14 protein-coding genes and 1 tRNA gene are annotated in these 20062 nt (G+C 58.9%); 7 read left to right on the forward strand and 8 right to left on the reverse strand.

All coding sequences use genetic code 11. From position 1 onward, the window contains the following. Window positions 1-32 precede the first annotated feature (32 nt). The gene (locus ACR0KL_RS01310) at window positions 33-2864 is read right to left on the reverse strand and encodes a ribonuclease E/G (protein ID WP_170676109.1); all 2832 of its coding nucleotides are present in this window, start codon (window positions 2862-2864) and stop codon (window positions 33-35) included. 645 nt (window positions 2865-3509) lie between these two features. Between ACR0KL_RS01310 and ACR0KL_RS01315 the strand changes: the two genes are divergently transcribed. Continuing rightward, window positions 3510-5054, forward strand: coding sequence for a trimethylamine methyltransferase family protein (locus ACR0KL_RS01315; protein ID WP_170676110.1), 1545 nt, complete (start codon window positions 3510-3512; stop codon window positions 5052-5054). Window positions 5055-5105: 51 nt separating this feature from the next. Here the strand turns inward: ACR0KL_RS01315 and ACR0KL_RS01320 are convergent, their stop codons facing one another. Together ACR0KL_RS01320 and ACR0KL_RS01325 are read right to left on the reverse strand one after the other, a co-directional pair. Then, complete coding sequence (locus ACR0KL_RS01320; protein ID WP_170638644.1) at window positions 5106-5351, reverse strand: EF-hand domain-containing protein; 246 nt, start codon at window positions 5349-5351, stop codon at window positions 5106-5108. Between the two features lie 640 nt (window positions 5352-5991). Beyond that, window positions 5992-9606 carry a vitamin B12-dependent ribonucleotide reductase gene (locus ACR0KL_RS01325; RefSeq protein WP_480776565.1) on the reverse strand — a complete coding sequence of 1205 codons (3615 nt, stop codon included), beginning with the start codon at window positions 9604-9606 and terminating at the stop codon, window positions 5992-5994. 507 nt (window positions 9607-10113) lie between these two features. On the opposite strand from ACR0KL_RS01325, the gene ACR0KL_RS01330 reads away from it, so the two are divergent. Then, window positions 10114-10548, forward strand: coding sequence for a hypothetical protein (locus ACR0KL_RS01330; RefSeq protein ID WP_480776566.1), 435 nt, complete (start codon window positions 10114-10116; stop codon window positions 10546-10548). Window positions 10549-10557: 9 nt separating this feature from the next. Here the strand turns inward: ACR0KL_RS01330 and ACR0KL_RS01335 are convergent. From ACR0KL_RS01335 to pdxH, 4 genes are all read right to left on the reverse strand, one after another. After that, window positions 10558-10634: transfer RNA gene (locus tag ACR0KL_RS01335), tRNA-Pro, on the reverse strand. A 44-nt stretch (window positions 10635-10678) separates the two neighbouring features. Beyond that, entirely contained in the window at window positions 10679-11146 is a 468-nt protein-coding gene (locus ACR0KL_RS01340) for a DUF192 domain-containing protein (RefSeq protein ID WP_170676113.1), read from the reverse strand. A gap of 4 nt (window positions 11147-11150) precedes the next feature. After that, the gene (locus ACR0KL_RS01345) at window positions 11151-11678 is read right to left on the reverse strand and encodes a cold-shock protein (RefSeq protein WP_170373801.1); all 528 of its coding nucleotides are present in this window, start codon (window positions 11676-11678) and stop codon (window positions 11151-11153) included. A 121-nt stretch (window positions 11679-11799) separates the two neighbouring features. Next, window positions 11800-12405, reverse strand: coding sequence for a pyridoxamine 5'-phosphate oxidase (gene pdxH, locus ACR0KL_RS01350; RefSeq protein ID WP_170676114.1), 606 nt, complete (start codon window positions 12403-12405; stop codon window positions 11800-11802). 136 nt (window positions 12406-12541) lie between these two features. On the opposite strand from pdxH, the gene fabI reads away from it, so the two are divergent. The 5 genes from fabI (at window position 12542) to trpE (ending at window position 18530) form a co-directional block, all read left to right on the forward strand. Beyond that, complete coding sequence (gene fabI, locus ACR0KL_RS01355; RefSeq protein WP_480776567.1) at window positions 12542-13348, forward strand: enoyl-ACP reductase FabI; 807 nt, start codon at window positions 12542-12544, stop codon at window positions 13346-13348. Between the two features lie 6 nt (window positions 13349-13354). After that, the gene (gene gpt, locus ACR0KL_RS01360; protein ID WP_170373804.1) at window positions 13355-13864 is read left to right on the forward strand and encodes a xanthine phosphoribosyltransferase; all 510 of its coding nucleotides are present in this window, start codon (window positions 13355-13357) and stop codon (window positions 13862-13864) included. A gap of 57 nt (window positions 13865-13921) precedes the next feature. Next, entirely contained in the window at window positions 13922-15097 is a 1176-nt protein-coding gene (locus ACR0KL_RS01365) for an aminotransferase (RefSeq protein WP_480776568.1), read from the forward strand. Between the two features lie 68 nt (window positions 15098-15165). Beyond that, window positions 15166-17007 carry a SurA N-terminal domain-containing protein gene (locus ACR0KL_RS01370; protein WP_480776569.1) on the forward strand — a complete coding sequence of 614 codons (1842 nt, stop codon included), beginning with the start codon at window positions 15166-15168 and terminating at the stop codon, window positions 17005-17007. Between the two features lie 11 nt (window positions 17008-17018). Beyond that, complete coding sequence (gene trpE, locus ACR0KL_RS01375; RefSeq protein ID WP_170466788.1) at window positions 17019-18530, forward strand: anthranilate synthase component I; 1512 nt, start codon at window positions 17019-17021, stop codon at window positions 18528-18530. Between the two features lie 53 nt (window positions 18531-18583). On the opposite strand, the gene ACR0KL_RS01380 is transcribed toward trpE, so the two are convergent. After that, the gene (locus ACR0KL_RS01380) at window positions 18584-19990 is read right to left on the reverse strand and encodes a divergent polysaccharide deacteylase family protein (protein WP_170676119.1); all 1407 of its coding nucleotides are present in this window, start codon (window positions 19988-19990) and stop codon (window positions 18584-18586) included. Between the last annotated feature and the right edge of the window lie 72 nt (window positions 19991-20062).

Below are 20062 nucleotides of genomic sequence, written 5' to 3' on the forward strand. Positions count from 1 at the left end.
CAAGCCCCGCCTTTTCATTTTAGCTTCTCGCTTTAGCTTCCGAGCGACCACCAACCACGCCGTTTAGGCTTGGGCGGCTCAGCCGGTTGTTCCGGCTCTTCCGAAACCGTCTCCAGAACGGGTTCGGCTGGGGTTTCTTCTACTTCGGGTGCGGCCTCAACCTCGGCAACCTCTTCGACCGGAGCGGGCTCCTCAGCCGGTTGAGTATCGACTGGTTTTTCTGCTTCCACCGCCTTAGTAGGCTCTGCCGTTTCAACGGCCTCAAAAGGTTCTTCGGCGTCTTGCGCCAGTTCCGGTGCCGCTTCTGCAACCTCAGCGAAGTCCGCCGGAGCTTCTTCGACCTGTTCCGGAGCTGTCTCAGCCTCGGCAACCACATCGACTGCTTCCACTGGGGCGTCTTCCTTGGCCTCTGCCTCCTGTTCGGGGGCATCCTGCGCTTCGGCTTCCACGTCTTTCTTCTTGCGACGCGGCGCACGGCGACGCTTGGGCTTGGCAGGCTTTTCGTCCTCGTCCGATGCCTCAGGAGCGTCGTCCGAGGGAGCCTCAGCAGCCGCGTCTTCAACAGCTTCCGATGCCTCAGCCTCCTGCTGATCGTTGCCGCCCTTCTTGCGGCGACGCCGACGACGCTTGCGCTTGGGCTTGGCGTCTTCTTCGGCCTGAACCGCCTCTTCTTCGACCTCTTCTTCTTCGGTCGCGTCGACCAGATCCATCAGCGACGCATCGACCGAGACGACCGGAGCTGTCGCTTCGGGCACGATCCGGCTAGCGGTCTTGAACTTCTCCAAAGAGAAATCGGGGCTGACCAAATGCATGTCGCCTTCGACACGCACGGACAGACCATAGCGCCCTTCGATCTGGGCGATATGTTCGCGTTTCTGGTTCATCAGGAAGTTGGCAATGCTGACCGGGCAGCGCACCAGAACCTCGCGTGAGCGGCGGCGGGTGCCTTCCTCTTCGATCTGACGCAGAATCGACAGCGCCATGTTGTCGTCCGAACGGATCAGACCGGTGCCATGACAGGCCGGGCACGGCTGCGTCGTTGCTTCAAGCATACCGGGGCGCAAGCGCTGGCGGCTCATCTCCATCAGACCAAAGCCCGAGATGCGGCCCATTTGAATGCGCGCGCGGTCGGTCTTAAGCTTGTCTTTCATCCGCTTTTCGACGGCTGAATTGTTCTTGCGCTCGTCCATATCGATGAAGTCGATGACGATCAGACCGGCAAGGTCACGCAGACGCAACTGGCGTGCCACTTCCTCGGCGGCCTCAAGGTTGGTCTTGAGCGCGGTTTCCTCGATCGAACCTTCCTTCGTCGCCCGGCCTGAGTTCACGTCGATCGCCACCAGCGCCTCGGTCACGCCGATCACGATATAGCCGCCGGATTTCAGCTGCACGGTCGGGTTGAACATCCCGGCCAGATAGCTTTCCACCTGATAGCGCGCAAACAGAGGCAGCGCGTCCTCATACCGTTTCACATTCTTGGCGTGGGACGGCATGATCATCTTCATGAAGTCCTTGGCGATGCGGTAACCGCCCTCGCCTTCGACCAGAACCTCGTCGATTTCGCGGTTATAGAGGTCACGGATCGACCGTTTGATCAGGTCACCTTCTTCGTAGATTTTTGCGGGCGCGATGGATTTCAGAGTCAGCTCGCGAATCTGCTCCCACATGCGCTGCAGGTATTCATAGTCGCGCTTGATCTCGGATTTCGTGCGTTTGGCGCCTGCGGTCCGGATGATCAGGCCCGCGCCAGTTGGCACGTCGATCTCGGCTGCGATTTCCTTCAGCTTCTTACGGTCGGGCGCATTGGTGATCTTGCGGCTGATGCCGCCGCCGCGTGCGGTATTGGGCATCAGAACGCAGTAGCGGCCGGCCAGCGACAGATAGGTGGTCAGCGCGGCACCTTTGTTGCCCCGCTCTTCCTTGACGACCTGCACCAGCAGAACCTGGCGCACTTTGATCACTTCCTGGATCTTGTAGCGACGCGGGCGCGGCTTGCGCGGAGGACGGATATCCTCGCTGTCGTCCTCATCGGCGACCGATTCAATCGAATCATCCTTGGCAGTCGCATCAGGTTTTTTCTCTTCGTCGTCTGAGTCGTCACCTTCGGCAAGCTCTGTCTCAGTGGTTTCTGCCTCAGGCTCAGCCTGCGCGGTTTCCTCAGAGTCAGCCTCGGCTTCTTCCGCATCAGCAGTAGCTTCGGGCTGTTCTTCCGCCTCGGTTTCAGCCTGCTCATCAGAGGTCGCCTCAACGGTCTCGACCTCAACAGCCTCAACCTCAGCAGTCTCTTCTTCTGCGGTCGGCGCGTCAGTGGTCTCAGACACTTCATCCTCAGAAGGTTCTTCTACCGGCGTCTCGGCAACCGTCTCCATCGGAGAGGTCCCCTCGGGCACTGTCAGATCATCGCTCTCTTCGCTGTCGTCGAGATCAATGGTCTCCATACCCGTCGGCTCGGACGTGACATCCAATGTCTCGACCGGATCGTTCGACTTGACGTCCGCTGCCTTGCTGCGCGACCGCGAACGGCGTTTCTTGGGCTTGGCTTCCTCGGCCTCGTCACGCGCCTTCATCGCCTCGGCATAGGCGCGCTCTTCCTCCATCAGCGCCTCACGGTCGGCGACGGGGATCTGATAATAGTCGGGATGAATTTCCGAAAACGCCAGGAAACCATGACGATTGCCGCCATAGTCCACGAATGCCGCCTGCAGAGACGGTTCGACCCGGGTAACTTTTGCTAGATAGATATTGCCAGCGAGCTGGCGTTTATTTTCGGATTCAAAATCGAACTCCTCGACCTTGTTTCCGTCAACCACCACAACCCGAGTTTCCTCGGCGTGGGTGGCATCGATAAGCATTTTCTTAGCCATGTGTCCTTGATGCACCGCGCCAAACGCGTTGTCCTGACCCATCCAGGCGGACAGGCACTTTTGGGGAGGTGTCTTGTACGGGCGATATCAGACGGCGCGCGGCAGGGTCTGGCGCTGTGGCCCCCTGCCCGGTCTTTCAAACGTTGCGCGCGCGTCATCGCGGTTCTTCTCCGACAGGCGCGATCTTGGTCGCCGCCTGCCCATTTATTCCTTTCGCCCGGAATTTTCCGGGCTCAGGCACTCCATTGCCCCGATCGGGGCACAATCGGTCTGCCATGCCGTGAAAGATGGATCATCACATGCGGCACAGCAGCGAAACTCAAAAAAGCGGGACTTATGGGCGTCAAAATCGCCATGCCCGTTCGGACACAATAAAAGCAGTCCTGTGGAAAAGACAATGGGCAAACGTCACGCGACCGAGAAAGCAACATAATTGACAGCGAGGTCGCAAACAGAACAGACTTAAATCTAGCGCTGCTCAGGATGGGCGTGCAAGTCCGAGGAACTGAATGCACAACGAAGTTTGGAAAATACGTCTGATCAGCCGCACGATTGGCGCGGATCGTGGGCGTGCGGCACGGGGACGCCCAGCACAGGTCTGATTTTGCTCGCAATCTCAATCACCTGAATAATCGGATATCTAAAATGAACGAACAAACTCGCAGCTCTGCAAGAACTGGCGGACGCGCAGCGCGTCGTGCTGCCCGCGCCGCAGCCCTGCCCGACCACCTGCGCCCGGTCCGCCCGGGGATGGAGGGCGGCACCTACAAGCCTCTGACCCAAGCGCAGATGGAGCGTATTCACGAAGCGGCGCTTCAGGCTCTGGAAACTATCGGGCTGGCGGACGCCCCGCAAAGCGGGATCGACTATCTGGTGGGCGCTGGCTGCACTCTAGGCGACGATGGGCGCATTCGTTTCCCTCGCGCACTGGTCGAGGACACGATCGCAAAGGCAAACCGCTCGGTCACTCTGTATAGTCGAAACGGCAAGACGGATTTGGAGCTGAGCGGGACAAAGGTTCACTACGGCACGGCGGGTGCCGCGGTCAGCATGGTCGATGTGGATGGGCGGAATTACCGCGACTCGACCGTGCAGGACCTGCACGATGCTTCTCGCATCTGCGAGCAGCTCGACAATATCCACTTCGTTCAGCGCCCCATGGTGTGTCGTGACATCGCCGACAACCTCGAGATGGACCTGAACACGATCTACGCGGCATGCGCAGGTACGTTCAAACATATCGGCACATCCTTTACAGAACCCAGCCACGTCGCCCCAGCGATGGAGATGATCTACATGATCGCCGGCGGTGAGGATAAATGGCGCGAACGTCCTTTCATCTCGAACTCGAACTGCTTTGTTGTGCCACCTATGAAATTCGCGACCGAAAGCTGCGAGGTCATGGAAGCGGTCATCAAAGCGGGAATGCCGGTCCTGTTGCTGTCGGCTGGCATGGCCGGAGCAACCGCACCGTCGACCATCGCAGGGGCCATCACTCAAGCCACAGCGGAATGCCTGGCCGGTCTGGTCTACGTAAACGCCGTCGTGCCTGGCGCGCCCGCCGTGTTTGGCACGTGGCCATTCGGTCTGGACCTTCGCACCGGAGCAATGTCCGTGGGATCGGGCGAACAGGCCCTGCTGAGCGCGGGATGCGCCCAGATGCACAATTTCTACAACCTTCCGGGTGGAACCGCCGCCGGAGCATCGGATTCGAAACTGCCCGACATGCAGGCTGGGTGGGAGCAGATGTGTTCCAACGTCATGACCGGCCTGTCTGGCGCCAACATGATCTATGAGGCCGCTGGCATGCATGCGTCCCTTCTGGGGTTTTGTCTTGAAAGCCTGATCCTGGGCGATGACCTGATCGGACAAGCGCAGCGCTGTGTGCGCGGGATCGAGGTTTCGGACGAAACTCTGGCGCTGGATCAGATTGCTGAGGTGTGTATGGGCGGGCCCGGCCACTATCTTGGCACTGATGCGACGCTCAGCCGGATGCAGGCGGATTATGTGTATCCGACCTTCGGCGACCGCACCTCACCTAAGGAATGGGCCGAATTGGACAAGCCTGACCTGATCGAAAAAGCAATCGAGCGCAAAAACGAAATCCTCTCCAGCCCGTCTGCAGCGAATTTCGACCCTCTGCTCGACGCGGAAATTCGCGCCAAATTTAACATCCACTTACCGTTGTAAGGCGATGAAAAGCGGCCCGATTTTACTCGGGCCGCTAAAATATCTCAGCAATCAACCGTTGCTTGGGGGAAGCAGACCAGCTTCTTGTGCAATGGCGATTTCATCCGCGTCCAATGCGCCATCCCCATTTGCATCCATGGCCGAGAACGTGTCGGCGTTAACCTCGGGCACGACAGCTTGAACCTCTTCGATGGTCAACACGCCATCTCCATTTGCGTCGGCTGCCGATTGCGCAGTGGCCAGAGTGGGCAGTGCGAGTGCTACCGCCGCGAGAGCGGTCAGATATTTCGGTGTCATAAGTTTGCCTCCTGAGTGAATATTTGGATTTTGCGTCCGGACGAGCGCAAGAAACCTCAGGACTGGGCCAGCGTCACCCGCATAGCGAGATCGAGGCCACTTCGCGCCAATCTCCGCGTGTTTGGCCGAGTCGCCTCTGCGGCTTGTTGCCGGGCAAAAATCCCCCATCGCGCCTCGGCAGAACTTGCCCGACGGTTTTGAGGTGATCTGGCAAAACTCAGCTCAGCGACCGGTCTTTATAGCGTTTCGGGTTAAACCTGAGACACGAATACCCTGCCACGCTTTCAGCGTTCTCGGGACATTCGTGTCACTTGATGGTTCAGGTAAAACCCGAGACGCTTTAGACAAAAAGAAAGGGGGCCGAAGCCCCCTGTCAGTTTCGCCTTCCAGGCTCATTTCGTTGACCGCCCGGTATTTTTTTGCCTGCGGCCTGGACTGCGCATGGGGCGAGCGCACCCGCCCCGTGAAAGAGTGGGAGGGAGCAATATTCCGCCCCACCCTGTTCCCGGCCAACACGGGCATGTCGGCCGAGTGGAACATGGCTTTGATGGTAAGTCTCAGCGCCATGCTCCGTATTCGTCGGGGCCGGTACATAAGGCAGCGACCGACCCCTGCACCCCGGGTTGCCGGGGCGCTAAACTCAGCTACACCCGCTTGTTGCGCCGCAAGTGTTGCATTTCATGCAGGTGCCGTTGCGCACCAGCGTGTAGTTTCCGCATTCGCCGCAGGGGTCTCCCTCATAGCCCTGCATCTTGGCTTTGGTCCGTGCGTCCATGCCGGTCGCCACAGCGGTTTCCGCCGACGCTTCAAACGCGGCTGTCGGTTCGGACATTCCGTTGAGTTCGGCCTGCGGGTTGAACATCGCCAGATCCTGCGGCAAGCGTTTCCGCAGATACCCGGTCGAGCTGATTTGCTTCAACACTTCCAAAGACTTGGACGCCGCGCTGTCGCTAACCTCGGAGACGTTGGAAACGCCTTCTTCCTCACCGCGACCCAGATCATCAAAGCTCGCGCCTTCGGGTTTCACGTGGGCCAGATCGGTGCGGTCCAGATAAGACACGGCCAGTTCGCGGAAGATGTAGTCGAGGATCGACGTCGCGTTCTTGATCGAGTCGTTGCCCTGTACCATCCCAGCCGGTTCGAACTTGGTGAACGTAAAGGCGTCGACGAATTCCTCCAGCGGCACGCCGTATTGCAGGCCGACCGAGACCGCGATGGCAAAGTTATTCATCATCGCCCGGAAGCCAGCACCTTCCTTGTGCATGTCGATGAAGATCTCGCCCAACTTGCCGTCTTCGAACTCACCGGTCCGCAGGTAAACCTTGTGGCCACCGACGATCGCCTTCTGGGTATAGCCCTTGCGGCGATGGGGCAGTTTCTCGCGATGGCTGCGGATCATTTCCTTGACCACGACCTTCTCGATCACCTTCTCGGCCAGAACGACAGCTTTTTCCTGCGTCGATCCGCTTTCCAGCACTTCTGCCGCCTCATCATCATCCTCGACCAGCGCTGCGGCCAGCGGTTGCGACAGTTTCGAGCCGTCACGATAGAGCGCGTTCGCCTTCACACCCAGCGACCAGCTGAGTTCGTATGCTTTCTGGCAATCCTCGATGGTTGCGTCATTCGGCATGTTGATCGTCTTCGAGATCGCGCCCGAGATAAAGCTCTGCGCAGCCGCCATCATAGTGATATGGCTGTCAACACCAAGGAAACGCTTGCCTTTCTTGCCGCACGGGTTGGCGCAGTCGAAGATCGAATAGTGCTCTTCCTTCAGATGCGGCGCGCCCTCTAGCGTCATAGTTCCGCAGACATGATCGTTCGCTGCGTCGATATCGGCTTTGGTAAAGCCAAGATGGCGCAGCAGATCAAAGGTTGGATCGTTCAGCTTGGTCGCCGGGATGCCCAACACGCCGGTGCAGAAATCCTCACCCAGTGTCCATTGGTTGAAGACAAACCGGATATCAAAGGCGCTTTCCAGCGCGGCATCCACCTTGGCCAGCTCATTCGGGCCAAAGCCATGACCGGTCAGCGAGGTGTGGTTGATCCCCGGCGCGTTGCCGATGGTGCCGTGCCCAACCGCGTAACCCACGATCTCTTCGATCTGAGACGAGGAATAGCCCAACTTCTCCAGCGCCGACGGCACCGACCGGTTGATGATCTTGAAGTAGCCGCCGCCCGCGAGCTTCTTGAACTTTACCAGAGCAAAATCCGGCTCGATCCCTGTGGTGTCACAATCCATTACCAGACCGATGGTGCCGGTGGGCGCGATCACGGTGGCCTGCGCGTTGCGGTAACCGTTCTGTTCACCAAGGCTCAGTGCCTCGTCCCATGCCGACATGGCCAGATCGACCAGACGTTTGTCCGGGCAGTTGTTGTGGTCCAGAGGCACGGGCTTTACGGCCAGTTTCTCATACCCATTGGCCACGCCTTGCGCTGCACGGCGGTGGTTGCGAATGACGCGCAGCATGTGGTCCGCGTTGCGCTCATAGCCCTTGAACGGACCCAGCTCTCCGGCGATCTCAGCCGAGGTCGCATATGCCACACCAGTCATGATTGCGGTCAGCGCGCCACAGATCGACCGACCCTCGTCCGAGTCGTAGCTGTAGCCCATGTTCATCAGCAGACCGCCGATATTGGCATAGCCCAGACCCAAGGTACGGAAATCATAGGAGAGTTTCGCAATTTCCTTCGATGGGAACTGCGCCATGGTCACAGAGATTTCCAGAGTCAGGGTCCACAGGCGCGCCGCATGCATGTAATCGGCCGCCTGGAACTCACCATCTTTCAGGAAGGTCAGCAGGTTCATGGACGCCAGGTTACAGGCCGTGTCATCAAGGAACATGTATTCCGAGCACGGGTTCGATCCGCGGATCTCACCGTCTTCGGGGCATGTGTGCCATTCATTGACCGTGTCGTGGAACTGGATGCCCGGATCGGCGCAGGCCCATGCGGCATGCCCGACTTTCTCCCACAGATCGCGGGCCTTTACGGTCTTGGCGACCTTGCCATCGGTGCGGTTGATCAATTCCCAATCGGCGTTTTTCTCAACAGCGGTCAGGAACGCATTGGTTACGCGGATCGAGTTGTTCGAGTTCTGACCCGAGACCGAGCTATAGGCCTCCGAATCCCAGTCCGTGTCGTAGGTGGGGAACTCGATGCTGTCGTGACCCTGCCGCGCATAATCCAGCACGCGCTTGATGTAAGTCTCGGGGATCGCGACCTTTTTGGCCTCACGAACCGCTTTCTTCAAACTATCATTCTTGTTGGGATCATACGCATCGTCCTGCGCACCGTCCCAGCTGCGGATGGCCTCGAAAATGCCGTTCAGCATCTTCTCGTGCATCTTCGATCCGGCAACGATCGAGGCCACCTTCTGCTCTTCGATCACCTTCCATTCGATGAATTGCTCGATGTCCGGGTGATCCGCATCGACGATCACCATCTTTGCTGCTCGACGGGTTGTCCCGCCTGATTTGATCGCGCCAGCGGCGCGGTCGCCGATCTTGAGAAAACCCATGAGGCCCGAGGACTTGCCGCCACCCGACAACGCTTCGCCTTCTGCACGCAGATGGCTGAAATTGGTGCCGGTTCCCGAGCCATATTTGAACAGGCGCGCTTCTCGCACCCACAGATCCATAATGCCGCCTTCGTTCACCAGATCATCATCGACGGACTGGATGAAGCACGCATGCGGCTGCGGATGCTCGTAAGCGGATTTCGACTTGGTCAGTTTGCCGGTTTTATAGTCGACATAGTGATGTCCCTGTGCCGGGCCGTCGATCCCGTAAGCCCAGTGCAGACCGGTGTTGAACCACTGAGGCGAGTTCGGCGCGGCGCGCTGGGTCGCTAGCATGTAGCGCATTTCGTCAAAATAGGCGCGCGCGTCTTCCTCGGTTGAGAAATAGCCACCCTTCCAGCCCCAATAGGCCCAAGCGCCTGCCAAACGGTCAAACACCTGTTTCGAAGATGTCTCACCTTCGAACTCGGCATCGTCAGTCGGGACCGAGCGCCACAGGAATTCAGGAACATCCTTTTCTTTGACCTTCTTCAGCTTGCTGGGAACGCCAGCCTTGCGGAAGTATTTCTGCGCGATGACATCGCTGGCCACCTGGCTCCAGCTTGAGGGGACTTGGATATTGTCCAGACGAAAGACAATTGTGCCGTCAGGGTTTCGAATCTCGGAGGTTGCCGAGACGAAATCGAGCTCCGCATACGCATCCTGCCCTGATTTGGTAAATTTTCTTTCAATCTTCATGTCCGCCGCCTTTTATTGTCCGTCAACCCTCGCTGCGGCTTGGGAAATGCAAAGCCACCAGCAATGCCGAACCTGACAGACGCAAAGGACCAACCGCTGCCCGTATGAGCGCGATACCGCCGCTGCGGTTGCACAAATGTACTCGTGTGCGTTCCGTCCCTGCCCTGCGCCCTCTCCGGCTTTCATACCAGATGTAGTGGCGTCATATTCGGCCCATACAATCTGGCGTATCTTTGCATATCAGGTCAACGACCTTTTTAAGTCATTTTTGAAATCTTTTGTGTTGACCTGTTTGTCGGGTGCTGGGCGATCTGATTCCTCCACAGAATGATCCACGGCGGGACGGCGCCGATCGCAAAACCGGCCAGATGAAATTGCCTTTTTTACCAGCATGGTTATCCGGGTTTGATCATCCAGTCCTGTGCTGGCTAAGCTGGCAGGGAATCACGTTGTGGCCTTTCGGCCATATCCTCGCGTCAACCCATTGAACAAAGAGCAGGCAAAACGATGAAGTTGCTTCAACTCGCCCCGATAGGCGCCCTGATCGCGGCCTGCACAGCACAAGAATTGCCAACGGCGTCGCGTAGCGCTCAATTCAGCGCCTACCCCGACAGATTGTTCGAAACCTTCCAGACCAGTTGCGAAGGCCCCGGCGAGACGTTCCTAAAGATCGACGCCAATTCTTTCGAATGCCGCGAGTTTCTACCACCAGACACTACAGCCTTTTTGATTCTCAGCTATGATGGCTCGCCCGAGGATCTGCCGCAGAGCATCATGCGCATGACCTCAACCAAGACCTCTGGCGGGTACCGCGTGGATGCGCGGCTGTTCTTCCAAGTGCCGCAGAAAAACGGCGCGACCGTCGAAGTTCCCGTTGAAAGCAAAACGCTGGATAAAGCGCTAAGCGCGCTCTACCAAGCGATGGGTGGTTCACCAACTTAAGTGAAGAAGTGGTCGGGGCGGCAGGATTCGAACCTACGACCCCCTGTACCCAAAACAGGTGCGCTACCAGACTGCGCCACGCCCCGGACCGTGCGCCGTTCCTAACGATGCTGATCTGATTTGAAAAGCCCTAACAGGGCCAAATCGCACTCGCTTGTGAAAAAATTTCGTGCCGCATCTGGGTGCCGGGCTGAATGCCGTAACGCGCGGACAAACCGGCGTTGATTTCAAGCACGGCAAAGATGTCGCCACCCCCTTCAATCGGGGTCAGATCACCGGGAATCGCACCTTCATGTACGCGCGTCACGACGCCCACCTGGTCCACGAAAATCATATCCAGAGGAATCAGTGTGTTCTTCATCCAGAACGCCACCTGTTGCGGTGGATCGTAGACGAAGAGCATGCCCGACCGGTTCGGCAAATTCTCGCGAAACATAAGCCCACGCGATTTCTCGGGGCCGGTCACGGCCAGTTCGACGTCAAACCGGACATGAGTCTGATCGTTGCGCAACTCGACCCGGTCAGGGCGACATTCGGCGGCCACGCCTTCTGCCAGAAATGTCACACATACTGCCAGAGAAGCCCAAAACCGCATCATGGTGTTAGTGATCCAGCGCCGCTTCCCAAGCCAAGACCTGAGCCGCCATACGGCCCCGTTTGCCATCAATCACCCGCATGGCAAGCGCTTCGCCCGGCTGCAGATCGGCAAGGCCAGAACGGCGGAGAACTTCGATATGCAAAAACACATCCTCATCCCGACCGAACACATTGGCGAATCCGAATCCCTTGCCTTTGTCGAACCATTTCACCCGTGCAGCTTCCAACGGCGCGGCCGCAATCGCCGCCGGATCCAGCTCGGCAAAGTCGGCCAACATCATTGAGTCGGCGCGCACCGGAGGATCGACAGCAACAACTTCGACCGCCTGAACACCGCGATCCGTACGATGGGTCATGATCTCGATGCCTGCCCCATCGGCGACCGAGCTCTGCCCGAAATTCCGCAACACGTTCACATGCAACAGAATATCCGGGCCGCCTTCATCAGACACAACGAACCCGTATCCCTTTGCGGGATCGAACCATTTTACGTGTCCACGAACGCGGTACATGTTGTTCAGGTCTTCAGGCACGGTGTTCCCATCGAATGATTTAGTAGTGCGTTAAGGTTTCGGTTTTTATGGCAATGGCAGGCAAATTCAAGCTGAAAAAAACCTTTGATTTCGGTCTGTTGCATTTCGCGATACGTGAACGTCATGGATTTAACCTCTGCACATCCCAAGCGGAACCCGGATCAGCCCTCCGCCATCTGAACCGATCATGCAGGCGAAATGCGCCATCGGCCCAGAATTCAATTTCAGTCGGAACCAACCGGTATCCTCCCCAAAATGGAGGGCGCGGCGGATTGGATCCAAGTTTTGCCGTCACCTTGGCAACCTCGGCCATCAGTGCTGTCCGGCTGCTCAGGGGTCGCGACTGCTTTGACGCCCAAGCGCCCAGCCGACTTTTCAGCGACCGTGACGCGTAATATTCGTCCGCCTTGGGCCCGCTTTCTCGACTGACTATACCACGAACACGAATCTGACGCCGCAAAGATTTCCAATGCATGACAAAAGCGGCTTTTTCAGCCTGATCCAACTCAGCCGCCTTGGCACTTTCATAGTTGGTATAGAAAACAAAGGCCTCCGGCTCGATGTCTTTCAAAAGAACCATGCGCGCGTTCGGCATGCCATCTTTATCAACGGTCGCCAGCGCAATCGCGTTCGGGTCATTCGGTTCATTCTGTTCGGCCTCACCCAGCCACCGCGCCGCTATTTCAAACGGATCGGAGCCAGCAAAAATGCCATCACGCTCGGTCATTTCCATCCCCTGGAAAGTATTTGTCGGAAGCCTAGGGCGATTACCCGCCGCGGGCAAGACCACACGGCCTTGAAGCAGGGCAGTCAATGGCATAAACCCATCGCAACATAACGCGACGACAGGCGGAGAACCAATCATGTCAAATCAGTTGATGGCCGGAAAACGCGGCCTCATCATGGGACTGGCCAATGACAAATCAATCGCATGGGGAATCGCCCGCGCCTTGTCCAACGCCGGGGCCGAGCTGGCCTTTTCTTATCAGGGTGATGCTCTGAAAAAACGTGTTGACCCTCTGGCAGCGCAACTCGGCAGTGAAATCGTGCTGCCATGTGATGTCAGTGACGAGGGGTCGATCGACGCTCTGTTTACTTCACTGGAAGAGAAATGGGGCAAGCTGGATTTCGTAGTCCACGCTATCGGTTTCTCGGACAAGAACGAACTGCGCGGTCGCTATGTCGACACCAGCCGTGCAAATTTCAAACTGACCATGGATGTGTCGGTCTATTCCTTTACCGCCGTGATGCAGCGGGCCGAAAAGATGATGTCCGAGGGCAGCAATGCCATTACGCTCACCTATTACGGTGCCGAGCAGGTCATGCCCCACTATAACGTGATGGGTGTCGCCAAGGCTGCGCTTGAGGCTTCGGTCAAGTATCTCGCCGAAGATTTGGGCAAGGACGGTATCCGCGTTAACTCGATCTCGGCCGGACCGATCAAGACGCTGGCCGCCAGCGGCATCGGAGATTTCCGCTACATCATGAAGTGGAACGAATACAACTCGCCCCTGCGCCGCAACGTGACGATCGACGATGTGGGCAACTCGGCCCTGTATCTGCTGTCCGACCTCAGCAGCGGTGTCACCGGTGAGAATCTGCACGTGGATTCGGGGTATCACATCGTTGGTATGAAAGCCGTCGATGCCCCGGACGTTGAAAAGGGTTAAGATAAAATGAGCGCCAAAGACCGCCTGCCCCACGAAAAAGGCTTCCACATCAGCTGGGACCAAATTCACCGCGACTCGCGCGCTCTGGCGTGGCGGCTGGATGGTCAAGGCCCGGATGACGGCGCATGGCGCGCCGTTGTCGCGATCACCCGCGGCGGCATGGCCCCCGCCATGATCGTCAGCCGCGAGCTGGACATCCGCACCGTCGATACAATCAGCGTACGCTCGTATCACCATCAGGAACAAGGCGAGGCCGAAGTTTTGAAGGCACCAGATGCAAATCTGATGGGCGATGGTGAAGGCGTTCTGATCATCGACGATCTGGTCGATAGCGGCAAAACGCTGGAACTGGTGCGCGCGATGTACCCTAAGGCGCATTTCGCCACCGTCTATGCCAAGCCCAAAGGCCGCCCCATGGTGGACACGTTCATCACCGAAGTCAGCCAGGACACGTGGATATTCTTCCCCTGGGATATGGCCCTGCAATATGTCGAGCCTTATCGCGGCACCGACTAACTTCTTCTGTTCAAAAATACCTCGGAGCGCGAGGCAGAGCCTCGCAAAGATTCTGCCATGTCCCAAACACGCACCCGGTCCACCTTCCCGCCACCAGTGATGGAGGCACGGCGTTGGTTGGACGGGGTCGTGTTTCCTGATGACCGGCCCCTCATCAATGTCAGCCAGGCTGCACCGGTTGACCCTCCGCCGTTGTCCATGCGGGAGGCCATGGCAGAGTTCGCTGTAAACGAAGACAGCGCCCATCTCTACGGGCCAGTGCTCGGCAATGCCGATCTCCGCGCCGAATTGGCCGCGGAAATCAGCAATCACTATGCCGGGCAGGTTTCAGCAGATCAGATCGCCATAACGTCGGGCTGCAATCAGGCATTCTCAGCTGTGATTTCATCGCTCACCGACGAGGGGGATGAGGTCATCCTCCCAACCCCATGGTATTTCAATCATAAAATGTGGTTGGACATGGCAGGCGTGCGGGCCGTTGACCTGCCCACGGGCGACGATCTGCTGCCCGATCCAGAGGCGGCGCGCGCTTTGATTACCGAAAAAACCCGCGCCATTTCTCTGGTGACCCCAAATAACCCGGGCGGCGTCGAATACCCGACCGAACTGGTCAGCGCCTTCTACGATCTCGCGCGCGATGCAGGTATTCGCCTGCTGGTCGACGAAACCTACCGCGATTTTGACAGCCGCAGCGGTCCTCCGCATGACCTGTTCCAAAAGCACGGCTGGGATGAGACGCTGGTGCATCTTTATTCCTTCTCCAAAGCCTACCGCCTGACCGGACATCGCGTCGGCGCGGTTGCAACCAGCGCAAGCCTGCTGGCCGAGGCCGAGAAATTTCTAGACACCGTCGCCATATGCCCCGGTCAGATCGGCCAGTTTGCCGCCCTGTGGGGCATGCAGAACCTGTCGCAGTGGCTTGCCGGAGAGCGGGACGAAATCCTCGACCGCCGCGCCGCGATTGCTGAAGGCATGCCTCAGCTCGAGGCCCAAGGGTGGCGCCTGCTGGGACTCGGCGCTTATTTCGCCTATCTCGAACACCCGTTCGACCTCCCGTCGGACGAGCTGGCGCAAAGACTGGTGCCCGAGGCCGGTATCCTGCTGCTGCCCGGCACCATGTTCATGCCTGATCATGACCCGGCCGGAAAACGTCAGGTGCGCATCGCCTTCGCCAATCTCGACCGCGCCGGGATCGCCCAATTGTTCGACCGGTTGCAGGCTCTGTCCTTCTAAGCTTGCCCCCCGGCGGTGCCCGTCGTATTCAGGGCCGCAACCGACAGGGCAAGCAGTAAGAGGGCATCATGGCCGCAGGCAAAAACAGCATCTCGAAAACCTTTGTCTGGATTCTGATGGGCCTTCTGTTCGTAGGCCTCGCAGGGTTTGGCGCCACCAGCCTGACCGGCACCATCCGCACGGTTGCGCAGGTCGGGGATGAGAGTATCTCGGTCGACGCCTATGTCCGCGAGCTTCAACGCGAAATCCGCGCGGTTGAGGCGCAGACCGGCCAAGCCCTGCAGATGTCTCAGGCGCGCGAACTGGGTCTGGAACAGCTCGCCCTGTCCCGCCTGACCGCTCTGGCCGCGCTTGATAACGAGGTTGGTCAACTGGGTCTGTCTATCGGCGACGAAAACCTGCAGGACGAGATCGTCTCGATCCCGGCCTTTCAAGGCGTGAACGGCACGTTCGACCGCGAAGCTTATCGCTTTCAGCTGGAACAGATCGGGATGACCGATACCGAGTTTGAATCGGACCTGCGCAAAGAATCCTCGCGCACCATCGTGCAGGGCGCGATCATCGGCGGTGTTGAAATGCCTGCAACGCTGACCGACACTCTGACAGACTATATTGGCGCGCGCCGCAGCTTTACCGTGGCGACTTTGGGTGCGGATGCGCTGGAAACGCCAGTCGGCGATCCGACCGATGCGCAAATCCAAGCCTACTATGACGAGAACACCGACCAATTCACCCTGCCCCGCACCAAGCGTCTGACCTATGCGATCCTGTCGCCAGAAATGCTGCTGGATACGGTCGAAGTGGATGAGGACACGCTGCGCCGCCTCTATGATGAGCGCGCCGACGAATACCAGCAGCCTGAGCGCCGCTTGGTCGAACGCCTGAATTTCCCGGATGAGGACGCCGCGAACAACGCCAAAGCCCAGCTTGAGGTCGGCGGTACAACCTTCGAGCAACTCGTACGCGAACGCGAGCTGGAGCTAAGCGACATTGATCTGGGCGACGTGACTCGCGACGATTTGGGCGAAGCTGCAGATGAGGTCTTTGCCGCGGAGCTGGACTCGGTCGTTGGCCCTTTGCCCTCCGTGTTCGGCCCGGCGCTGTTCCGCATCAACGGCTCTCTGGCGGCCAACAACGTCCCGTTCGAGGATGCCGAGCCTGCCCTGCGGGAAGAACTGGCCTCGGACCGCGCACGTCGTCTGATCGAAGCACAATCCGAAGACATCAACGATATGCTCGCCGGTGGCGCCACGCTGGAAGAGCTGGCCCAGGAAACCGATATGGAGCTGGGCCAAATCGACTGGACCCGCGACAGTGTGGATGAAGTCGCCGCATATGACGGCTTCCGCAGCGCGGCTGAGGCTGTACGCGACGGCGACTTCCCCGAGATCGACTTCCTGGAGGACGGATCAATCTTCGCCCTGCGTCTGAACGAAGAACTGGCGCCGCGCCCGGAGCCTCTGGACAGCGCCCGTGACGGCGTGGCCGCTGCATGGGTTGCCGCCGAGACCGCCAAAGCACTGCAAGAGCAGGCCAATTCTGTTGTCACCACCCTGGCAACAGATGGCGATTTCACCGCCACCGGCCTGCCGTTCCGCGTGGAAAACGCCCTGACGCGGACTGCGTTTCTGGATGACGTCCCCGCAAACTTCATGAACGAAGTTTTCGAGATGGAGCAGGGCGACCTGCGCGTCATTGGCGGCGAAGGAACGGCCCTGATCGTTCGCCTGGACGAGGTTCTGCCTCCTGCAGAAAGTGGTGAGCTACGCCAACTGAGCGACGCCCTGACCGCGCAAATGAATCAGGCACTGGCGCAGAATATCTTTGATGCCTATGTCCGCGACGCCCAAACCCGCGCTCGCCCGGTTGTCGACCAGCAGGCCCTGAACGCCGTGCAGGCGAGTTATTAAACGAGACCCAAATGGCCCTGACACCCGAATATGAAAGCTTCGCGCGCGCCTATGAAGCGGGCGAAAACCAGGTTGTATATACGCGCCTTGCGGCCGATCTCGACACACCTGTCTCGCTGATGCTGAAACTGACAGGGGCGCAGAAGGATGCCTTTGTGCTTGAATCGGTCACCGGTGGCGAAGTGCGCGGGCGCTACTCGATCATCGGTATGAAGCCCGATCTGATCTGGCGTTGCCGGGGCGAGGAGTCCGAGCTGAACCGCTCGGCCCGATTCGATGGCGAAGCCTTCACGCCGCAAGACGGCAATCCGATGGATAATCTGCGCGCGCTGCTGGCCGAAAGCCGCATCGACCTGCCCGATGATCTGCCTCAGGCGGCGGCTGGGCTGTTTGGTTATCTGGGCTATGACATGGTCCGTCTGGTCGAGCATCTGCCCGACGTGAACCCCGACCCACTGGGCCTGCCAGACGCCATCATGCAACGCCCCTCTGTCATTGCGGTGCTGGACGGCGTGAAGGGCGAAGTGACCGTCGTGTCCCCGGCGTGGGTGACCGATGGCCAGTCGGCCAAGGCCGCCTATGCGCAGGCCGCCGAGCGTGTGATGGACGCGGTGCGTGATCTGGAACGTGCCATGCCCGCCGAAACCCGCGATCTGGGCGAAGCGCATGAGGTTGCGCCTCCGGTGTCGAATTTCACCAAATCCGGCTATATGGAGGCGGTCGAAAAGGCCAAGGAGTACATCCGCGCAGGCGATATCTTTCAGGTCGTCCCAGCCCAACGCTGGACGCAGGACTTCCCGCTGCCGCCTTTTGCGCTCTACCGGTCGCTCCGCCGTACGAACCCGTCGCCCTTTATGTTCTACTTCAACTTCGGAGGCTTTCAGGTCGTGGGCGCCAGCCCCGAGATCCTGGTGCGCGTCTTCGGCAGCGAAGTGACTATTCGCCCGATCGCCGGCACCCGCCCTCGCGGCGCGACCCCGGAAGAGGACAAGGCAAATGAACTTGACCTGCTGGCCGACAAAAAGGAACTGGCCGAGCATCTGATGCTGCTGGATCTTGGTCGCAACGACACCGGCCGCGTCGCCAAGATCGGCACCGTTCGCCCAACCGAAGAGTTCATCATCGAGCGCTACAGCCACGTGATGCATATCGTCTCGAACGTGGTCGGAGAGTTGGCCGAAGACAAAGACGCACTGGATGCGTTCTTTGCCGGGATGCCTGCGGGCACCGTATCCGGCGCGCCCAAAGTGCGCGCGATGGAGATCATTGATGAGCTGGAGCCCGAAAAGCGCGGCGTTTATGGCGGCGGTGTTGGGTATTTCAGCGCGGGCGGCGACATGGATATGTGTATCGCCCTGCGCACGGCCATCGTGAAGGACCACAAGCTTTATATTCAAGCCGGCGGAGGTGTTGTCTATGACAGCGACCCCGAGGCGGAATATATGGAAACGGTCCATAAATCCAACGCCATACGACGCGCGGCGGCTGATGCGGCCCGGTTCACGGGCAACCGCAACTCATAAAGAAAGGGCGGCTGATCACAGGATCAACCGCCCTTCTCTTTTCTGCGGAAACGTTACTGAACTTCGCGTTTCATAACCGCCGAAATCGGCGCCATGGCAACCCGGTTGCCGCGATCCTCAAGCCCCCACAGCAGCAGAGCCGAGATCGTCTCGGGGCGAACGCGTCCCAGCATCACAACCGTCCCCTCCTGCCCGGCGCGGAACGCTGCCTGATCCAGGAAACGACGCATGATTTTCGGGTCCTGCCGCGCACCATCAATGTCACGGAACACCACGCCCGAGGGGATGCCATTGCGTGCGGCCAGTTTCTGGACCGTGTTCAGCCCGTTATCCTGCGTGATCAACCCACGACCGGTGGCCGCCGCAATCGACGCAACCTGATCGGCCAGTTTGCGATTGCCCTGAATTCCGCTTTCGACCCCTTCCAGAATCCCGACTGTCTCGTGCAGCGTGTCCAACCATACGGCCATCGACACCTCGGCGTCCTGCGCGCTGGCGGATTCATGCAGATCGGCCATGGCCAGAACCTCAAACCCGGCGGCGCGGTGGCGGGCCATTTTCTCGGCGGCGTCGGGATCAGAGGGGCTGATCGCAAAGCTGACGGGATATGGGAAATCCTGCAAAGCTTCGGCTCCGAAAGAGCCCTCATCATCGATCAGGATAATCGACATCAGCGGCTTGGCTTCGGGGTTTTCAAAGCTGGCAGCGTAGTCCTCGATCGGCTTTCCGGTCATCTCTTCTACGACTGCTTCATCGGCTTCGACCGGGGCATCGTCTCGTTCGGTCAGGGGGACAACGCGCGTGCCAACCAGTGAGTTGGTCGAGGTCGTATCCTCTCCGCCGATTTGGGGGAGTGCGGCCAGTTTGGGCAGATTGCGGGGTAAGGTGTCCTCATCCCCTTCCACAGCGATTGGGCTGTTTTCAAAGGGATTCTCTTCATCCAACTCAGCCTCTTCCGGTGCAAGCTGCGACGGCAGTTCAGGCAAAAGCGTCGCCACATCTTCTGGCTCGTCAGAGGGTTCCGGGGCTTCATCCACAACAACAGGTGCCGCGTCTGTTTCCGGCAAGGTGGGGGCGGTAATAGGTGCCTGCGGAGCAGCCGGCGCGTCGGTCATGACGGTCACGCTGGTTTGATCTTCGGCCTCAGGTTCCTGCAACGCGTCCTCGGCCTCAGCCACGACGGGCTGTTCGTCGGGCACCGTTTCCAGATCGGACAGATCAAGCGCCTCATCCGGCTCTTCGGCGGGTTTCGGCCCAGCAGGCGGCAATTCGACAAGATCCGCATCCGACGGGGTCTCGGCGATTTGTTCCGGTGCTTCGGGTGTTTCCACATCCACCGGTTCGGGAGCCTGGGTCTTGACCACCGGCTTATCGGCCAGCGGTGTGTTGAGCGACAACATCACCCCTACGATCAAAACAACGACCGCCCCGACGATCATTCCTCCGAAAAATCCACGCATTGCTCGTGCCTCTCGCCTTCTTATCTTGCCTCGCCCATCCTACGCCATCTTCTGTGGCGCTCGACCTGATGG

The organism is Ruegeria sp. C8, from assembly GCF_056537565.1.